This is a genomic window from Niveispirillum sp., assembly GCF_017996735.1.
Lineage (GTDB): Bacteria > Pseudomonadota > Alphaproteobacteria > Azospirillales > Azospirillaceae > Niveispirillum.
On sequence record NZ_JAGOGJ010000214.1, the window covers coordinates 1 to 6,628 of the forward strand.

Consider the following 6,628-nt stretch of genomic DNA (forward strand, 5'->3'; position numbering starts at 1 on the left):
CGCGCATGGTCAGGACGCCTTCCACGGACCCGGTCTCCATCGCGAAATGTTGCACCCAGGCCGGGGTGTTGGGCGACGGCTCCGGCATCTGGTTTTCGCCCAGATCGAAGAAGGCGATGTAGGACCCGTCCTGCATGGCAAAGAACATATGGACATAGGGCTTTTCCTCGCCCGTGCTGGGCACGCGGTCGGCGGTCATGCAATTGACCAGCGGCAGGCCCAGAATGTCCTCGTAAAAGTGCCTTGTCTCCTCCGCGTCGCGGCAGGGATAGGCGTAATGGTACAGGCCCTTGATCGGCGGCGGCGTGGACATGGCGGGTCTCCCTTGGTTTGGTTGACGGCATCTTAGGGCGGATGAAGGGCAGCTTCGTCCCCCCGGCGGGAGGACAGAATGATGGCGATGCGCGACGATATCGGCATGCTGGCCGGCATGGTGGCCACGGTCGGGTCTCCGGACTTTCCGGCCCGCTTCCTGTCGGCCCTGGAAACGCTGTGCGGGGCGCGGCTGTTCTCCGCCTTCAGCTTCCAAGGGGCGGGCGCGCCCCGGACCCTGTTCGCGGAAGGGGAGTGCCGGGGCGCGCCGGACTTCGCCCGCACGGCCTCCACCGCCTATTCAAGGCGATATTGGTGCCGCGACAGTGATGTGCGGCGTGCGGCCCACAGCGTCAGCGTGGTGCGGACCCGTGCCGGCGACATTGCCGATCCCGATTATCGCCGCACCTGTTACGAGAATGGCGGCATCGGAGAACGGCTGAGCATCCAGGCCGCCGGCCGGCATCCGCTGGTCGCCAACGGCTACCGCGCAGCCAGCGACGGCGCGTTCCGACCGGACGATATTGCCCGGCTGGAGGAACTGGCGCCGCTGCTGATGGCGGCTTTGTCCCGCCATATCGAGCTGTCGGCCTGCCGGCCCGGTGACGAGACGCCGGCAATGGTGCGGCAAACCCTGCTGTCCGCCAATGCGGGTTTGAGCACGCGGGAGGCGGAGGTAGTCGCCGGCTTCATCCTGGGCCGGACCCAGGGGGAGATCGGAGCCGAGACCGGCCTGACGCTATCCAGCGTCATCACCTATCGCCGCCGCGCCTATTGCAAGCTGGGCGTGATGGACAAACAGGAACTGCTGGCGGCGTATCGGCAGTTGCGGCTGGGCACGCCTACCGCATCGCGTTGACAAAGCGCAGGACGGCGGGCGACGGGTCGGATTTGCGCCAGGCCAGGTGCAGGCGGAAGGACACGTCCAGATCCTCCACCTCACGCAAAACCACGCCCTGGCGCGGGACACCGCCGGTTTTCTGGGTGAAGCCGATACCCATGCCGACGGCGACAAGCGACAGCAGGATGCTGTCGGTTGCCGTTTCCTGCACGATATTGGGTGAGAAACCCTGTGACAGGCAGGCCTGCATCAGCCGGTCGAAATAGCGCGGCTGTGGCTTGCGGGCGGGGAAGATGAAGCGTTCATCGACCAGATCGCGCAGGTGGATCGGGCGCTGGGCCAGCGGATGATCTTCATACAGGGCCAGCACGATGTCGCTGCTACCCAGTTCGCAACTGTCCAGCAGGCCCAGATTCTCATCCGACAGATGGATGTCATAGACGATGGCCACATCCACGGTGCCGTTGCGTAACCCGTCAATCTGGTTCATCGAACTCATGGGCAGCAGGTTCAGTTCGACCAGCGGCTCATCCAGGCGGAACTGAAGCAGCTTGGCCGGGATTTCGGGATGGCGGGATGCGATCTCGCTGAACCCGATCTGCACGGAGCCGACCTGGCCGGTGGCATAGCTTTTGGCCCGCGCCACGGAGCGCTGCAGCTTCTCCAGGATGGCGTTCGTATCTTCCAGAAAGGCGCGGCCCGCCGGTGACAGGCGCACGCCGCGCGGCAGCCGCTCGAACAATTGTACGCCCAGTTCCTCCTCCAGATCGCGCACCTGCCGGGTCAGTGCCGGCTGGGCGATATGGATGGCCTGCGCGGCGCGACCGAAGTGCTCCTCGCGTGCAACTGCTTGAAAATAACGGAGATGTCGAAGTTCCATGGTCAATTGATACCGCGCCGGCATCGGTTCTGCAAGACAAAGAATTGGACGGTTAAGCCTTCCGCCGGCCAGTAATTGGGCAACGTCAATCATGCGCAAAAGCGTTCAAGAAAGGTCATGGCGGATGAATAGCGAAGCGGCGGACGCCCTTTCCCCTTCCGGAACGCGGTTCCTGCAAGTGGGTGATGTGCGTCTGGAAATGCTGGAGAAAGGCGAGGGCAGGCCCTTGCTGCTGCTGCACGGCATGGATGGGGTCGAGGCCCTGGCACCCCTGATCGACCGGCTTTCCGCCACCTACCGGGTCTTTGCCCCGTCCCATCCCGGTTTCGGCGGTTCCGACCTGCCGCGTTCCTTCTCGACGGTCGATGATCTGGCCTATTTCTATCTCGACCTGCTGGCCCAACTGGACCTGCGCGATGTCGTGCTTGCCGGTTTTTCCTTCGGCGGCTGGATCGCGGCGGAAATGCTGGTCAAGAATAATGAACGCATCGCCCTGTCGGTGCTGGGCGCGCCGTTCGGGATCGAAACGGCGGATCGCAAGACGCGCCGGGTCCTGGATATTTTCGTGCAGGATGGCCGCACGGTGGAGGCCAGGTCGCAGGTGACGCCTGTGCCCAAGCTGGACCTGTCCGCCCTGCCGGAGGAGGTGCTGGAACGGCGCGTGCGCAATGCCGAGGCGACGATGCTGTTCGGCTGGTCGCCCTATATGTGCAATCCCAAGCTTCGCCATCGCCTGCACCGCGTCACCACACCCACGCTGGTGCTTTGGGGGGAGGGGGATGCCATCGCGTCGCTGGAATATGGCCGCGACTATGCCGCCCTGATCCCCGGTGCGGGGTTCGAGACCATCGAAGAGTGTGGCCATCGCATCTATGTAGATTGTCCCGATGTAGCGGCGAGCAGCATCGACAATTTCGTTCAACGCGCCATCGCGGCTGCGGTCTAGAGCGGGGAACCCGCTCCGGCGATGACCGTCAAGCCAAGCCGCCGGATGGCGGCGCCCGGCGCCTGAGGGCACAGGAAGGACCAAAAACATGAAAGTCTGGCAATTCAGCGAGCAGGCCTATCATCCCGCCTTCGAGGTGCCGGGGCCGATGCGCATCACCCTGCCGCAGAATCATTGCGATCCCGTCGAGGCGGGGCGGCTGATCAACCGTTATCTGGATGAATATGTCCTGGCCGACGAGCTGGGCTTCAACATCATGATCAACGAGCATCATGCGGCGGCGACCTGTATGTCGACCTCCTGCATGACGACGCTGGCCATCCTGGCGCGGCAGACGCGCAATGCCCGTCTGCTGGCGCTGGGCATTCCCATCGGCAACCGTGCCAATCCGGTGCGGGTGGCGGAAGAAATCGCCATGGCCGACGTCATCTCCAACGGGCGTCTGGAGGTGGGGCTGGTTAAGGGTGCTGCCTATGAGGTGTTCATGTCCAACCGTCAGCCGGTCCGTTTCATGGACCGGTTCTGGGAGGCGCATGACCTGATCAAGGAAGCGCTGAGCAACGAGGGTGAGAATTTCTCCTGGGACGGTGAATTCTTCAATTACCGCGCCATCAGTCTGTGGCCGCGCCCCATCCAGCAGCCCACGCCCCCCATCTGGATGACGGCGTCCAGCGGCAGCAGCGCCGCCCAGCAGGCCCGCCTGGGCTATGTCTGCGCCACCTTCCTGTCGGGTGCCGTGGCGCGGTCGGTGTTCGATGCCTATCGCAAGGCCTATCAGGAGGCGCATGGACGGCCGGCGTCCGAAGACCGTCTGGGCTATCTGGGCCTTGTCTCCGTCGCCCATGACCGCAAGACGGCGTTTGCGCGGGCCGAACAGATGAAGGCCTATTTCACCACGGCGGCCCGGTTGGACCCGCAATTCCGCAATCCGGCGGGCTTCACCTCGGTGAAGGATAATGTCCGTATCCTGAAGGCCGGCCCCAACGCCATCCGCCCGCGCCTGCGCGATGGCAGCCCGCTGCCGTCCGACCCAACCATCGAGCAATATATCGATGCCGGCCTGATGTTTGTGGGCACGCCTGACGATGTGTTCGGCCAGATCAGCCGCTTCTATGCCGATGTCGGCGGCTTCGGCAACCTGTTGATGATGGGGCAGGCCGGCACGCTGGGCCATGCGGAGACGGTGGAGAACCTGTCCCTGTTCTCCAGCGAGGTCATGCCGCGCCTGTCCGAACTGTCGGTCGCGGCACCCGACATCCGGTACGAGGCCTTCGCCTGAACGGGGGCGGTGCCATGATCGATGCTCCGGTTTTGCTGGCGGAAGGGATGGAGGCCTATCTGGCCGCCTTCCGCGCGGCACAATCCCCGGCCGGGGGCACGCTCGCGGGTGCCCGGCTGTCCTCCGACCTGGGCGCCGATGCCTTCGCCCGGCCGCCGGCGCCGGGCCTGCGCCGTCATGTCAGCTTCATTGTGCAGCCGGGGCGGGAAATCGCGATCACCATCCTGCATCCCGGACGCACGGTTGAACGGCCCGGCATCTGCTATTTCCATGGCGGCGGCTTTGCCTTCGGCAGTATCGAGACCTTTGATGTCGTGGCGCAGGCGCTGGCGGAGGAAACCGGTGCCGTCGTGGTCAGTGTGCAGTACCGCCGCCTGCCGGAAAATTCCTACCGCGCGGCGCAGGAGGATTGCTTCGCCGCGTTCCAGTGGTTCACCGCGCATGCGGCGCTGCTGGGTGTCGATGCACGGCGCATCGCGGTGGCGGGGGACAGTGTCGGCGCCCTGTTCGCCACCGTCACCGCCATGATGGCGCGGGATGCGGGCTTGCCCGTGCGACCCGTCTGCCAGTTGCTGATGTACGGCGCCTATGCGCTGGTGCCGGGCCGTTCCTCCTATCTGCGGGGGCGCGACCCGTTGTTGAGCGCGCAGCGGGTGGAGGATTTTGTCCGCCTGTACCGGCAATCGCAGGATGCCGACCCCTTCCACCCGCCGCCCCTGTCGGTGCCCGACCTGTCCGGCCTGCCGCCGGCCGTGCTGATCGGGGCGGAACATGATCCGTTGCGGGAGGAGGGCGACGAATATGCCGACCTTCTGCGCGCCGCCGGGGTGGGGGCGGAGGTCATGACGGCACCCGGCATGATCCATGGGTTCTTGCGCGCGGTTGCCCTGTCACCCGCCGCCGCTCGCGTCATGAAAGCCGCCGCCAAGGCAACAGGGCCCTATCTGTGGCCCGACAATCAGGAGGAAACAGCATGAGTTCGTCACATGATACAGAGGCGGCCGAACGCGGCCGCGCCCTGCGTGAACAGATTTTCGGGGCCGAGGGCATGAAAAGCCATATCGATGCCGATGATTTCACCATGCCTTTGCAGGATGCCGTCACCCGCATCTGCTTCGGGGAGGTGTGGAGCCGGCCGACCCTGTCGCTGAAGCTCCGGTCCATGCTGACCATCGCCATCCTGGTGGGACAGACCCGTCCCGCCCAGTTGCGCAACCATGTGAAGGGCGCCATCGCCAATGGCGTGACCAAGGAAGAGATCCGTGAGATCCTTCTGCATGCCACGCTCTATGCCGGGTTGCCGGCCGGGGCTGATAGCTGGCGTGAAGCGGCCGCGGCCTTGAGGGAAATCGATGCCTACTGATGTCACCGTCGCCCATGATCCGGCCCTGGTTGCGGCGGCCTTGCGCAAGGGGCTGCGCAGCTTGGCCAAGGCCGTCGTCGTCATCACCTGCCGGCATGGTGGCCAGCGCCACGCCATGACGGCCACGGCGGTAAGCGAGCTCAGCATGGACCCGCCCTCCATGCTGATCTGCGTGAACAAGACGGCCAGCCTGTTCGAACCCCTGTCCCAGGGGGCCGATTTCTGCATCAACATCCTGGCGGCCCATCAGGGCGGCATCTCCACCCTGTGCGCGGGGCGGGAAAAGGGGGAGGCACGCTTTGCGGTCGGCGACTGGCGCCAATCGGCGCTGGGCCACGCCTATCTGGCGGATGCACAGGCCAGCTTTTTCTGCCGCAACGTGGCGAACATGGCCTATGGCACCCATGGCGTGTTCATTGGCGAGGTGCTGGAGGTTCTGGACACCGCCCCCATCAATCCGCTGGTCTATATGGACGGCCGCTACGGAAGCTTTGCGGTGGCGCCAGGGTGAGGCGGCCGACCGGCGCCGTTCATTGTATTGCCTGTGATTAATTGAAATTAATAAAAATTATATATTTGATCAGAAATTATTTTATAAATTTTTTATTTTATTGTGGTGAAAATTTAATTTTCTAGATCGCTTGCGCCCATTAGTATTTTCATTTGATTTACGGAATGGCCGGTCCCCGTATAACGGGACCCGTTGGGGTGTCCGGCTTGACCATCGCGATAGCATATCGTAATGTATCGCCAAGGGTGCAAAAAGTTGAAATAGAAAACCAATTTTTAGGGCTTTGGCCTAGCACCATCCGGGCTATTCAGCACTTGGAAGTTGGTAAGTGGCCCAAGATGATTTGTGTTCCAACCCATCAGTTCAGCCACCCTTGGGTGTCGCACCCAAGGGCGCACGCGCCCGATCACAGTGTGCCCGTCCATGATGGAGGATGACCATGCCGTTGCTGGGACAGGATGTCATTGATGTCGGGGTGAGGAAGATTGGTCAGCGA

The 6,628-nt window shown here is 63.6% G+C and carries 8 protein-coding genes; 6 read left to right on the top strand and 2 right to left on the bottom strand.

Annotated elements, in window-relative coordinates:
• On the bottom strand, window positions 1–313 hold a 313-nt coding region (locus tag KBA48_RS31595), incomplete at its 3' end, for a VOC family protein (RefSeq protein ID WP_292912651.1).
• A gap of 78 nt (window positions 314–391) precedes the next feature.
• On the opposite strand from KBA48_RS31595, the gene KBA48_RS31600 reads away from it, so the two are divergent.
• On the top strand, window positions 392–1,171 hold the full coding sequence (locus tag KBA48_RS31600) for a LuxR C-terminal-related transcriptional regulator (protein WP_292912652.1): 780 nt from the start codon (window positions 392–394) through the stop codon (window positions 1,169–1,171).
• On the opposite strand, the gene KBA48_RS31605 is transcribed toward KBA48_RS31600, so the two are convergent.
• Window positions 1,155–2,033, bottom strand: coding sequence for a LysR family transcriptional regulator (locus tag KBA48_RS31605; RefSeq protein ID WP_292912653.1), 879 nt, complete (start codon window positions 2,031–2,033; stop codon window positions 1,155–1,157). The two genes, KBA48_RS31600 and KBA48_RS31605, sit on opposite strands and share 17 nt — an antisense overlap.
• A gap of 124 nt (window positions 2,034–2,157) precedes the next feature.
• On the opposite strand from KBA48_RS31605, the gene KBA48_RS31610 reads away from it, so the two are divergent.
• The 5 genes from KBA48_RS31610 to KBA48_RS31630 all read left to right on the top strand — a co-directional run bounded on the left by KBA48_RS31610 (window position 2,158) and on the right by KBA48_RS31630 (window position 6,132).
• A complete protein-coding gene (locus tag KBA48_RS31610; protein ID WP_292912654.1) occupies window positions 2,158–2,979 on the top strand; it encodes an alpha/beta hydrolase in 822 nt (273 codons plus the stop codon).
• A gap of 88 nt (window positions 2,980–3,067) precedes the next feature.
• On the top strand, window positions 3,068–4,258 hold the full coding sequence (locus tag KBA48_RS31615; RefSeq protein WP_292912655.1) for an LLM class flavin-dependent oxidoreductase: 1,191 nt from the start codon (window positions 3,068–3,070) through the stop codon (window positions 4,256–4,258).
• A 14-nt stretch (window positions 4,259–4,272) separates the two neighbouring features.
• On the top strand, window positions 4,273–5,235 hold the full coding sequence (locus KBA48_RS31620) for an alpha/beta hydrolase (RefSeq protein ID WP_292912656.1): 963 nt from the start codon (window positions 4,273–4,275) through the stop codon (window positions 5,233–5,235).
• Entirely contained in the window at window positions 5,232–5,621 is a 390-nt protein-coding gene (locus tag KBA48_RS31625) for a carboxymuconolactone decarboxylase family protein (RefSeq protein ID WP_292912657.1), read from the top strand. The genes KBA48_RS31620 and KBA48_RS31625 overlap by 4 nt, the downstream gene beginning before the upstream one ends.
• Window positions 5,611–6,132 carry a flavin reductase family protein gene (locus tag KBA48_RS31630; protein WP_292912658.1) on the top strand — a complete coding sequence of 174 codons (522 nt, stop codon included), beginning with the start codon at window positions 5,611–5,613 and terminating at the stop codon, window positions 6,130–6,132. Before KBA48_RS31625 ends, KBA48_RS31630 begins: the two co-directional genes overlap by 11 nt.
• Window positions 6,133–6,628: the final 496 nt, after the last annotated feature.

Bases quoted from the DNA above. Each gene is read 5' to 3' on its own strand.
- KBA48_RS31620 (WP_292912656.1), top strand. From the start codon at position 4,273: ATGATCGATGCTCCGGTTTTGCTGGCGGAAGGGATGGAGGCCTATCTG.
- KBA48_RS31630 (WP_292912658.1), top strand. From the start codon at position 5,611: ATGCCTACTGATGTCACCGTCGCCCATGATCCGGCCCTGGTTGCGGCG.
- KBA48_RS31600 (WP_292912652.1), top strand. From the start codon at position 392: ATGATGGCGATGCGCGACGATATCGGCATGCTGGCCGGCATGGTGGCC.
- KBA48_RS31605 (WP_292912653.1), bottom strand. From the start codon at position 2,033: ATGGAACTTCGACATCTCCGTTATTTTCAAGCAGTTGCACGCGAGGAG.
- KBA48_RS31610 (WP_292912654.1), top strand. From the start codon at position 2,158: ATGAATAGCGAAGCGGCGGACGCCCTTTCCCCTTCCGGAACGCGGTTC.
- KBA48_RS31615 (WP_292912655.1), top strand. From the start codon at position 3,068: ATGAAAGTCTGGCAATTCAGCGAGCAGGCCTATCATCCCGCCTTCGAG.
- KBA48_RS31625 (WP_292912657.1), top strand. From the start codon at position 5,232: ATGAGTTCGTCACATGATACAGAGGCGGCCGAACGCGGCCGCGCCCTG.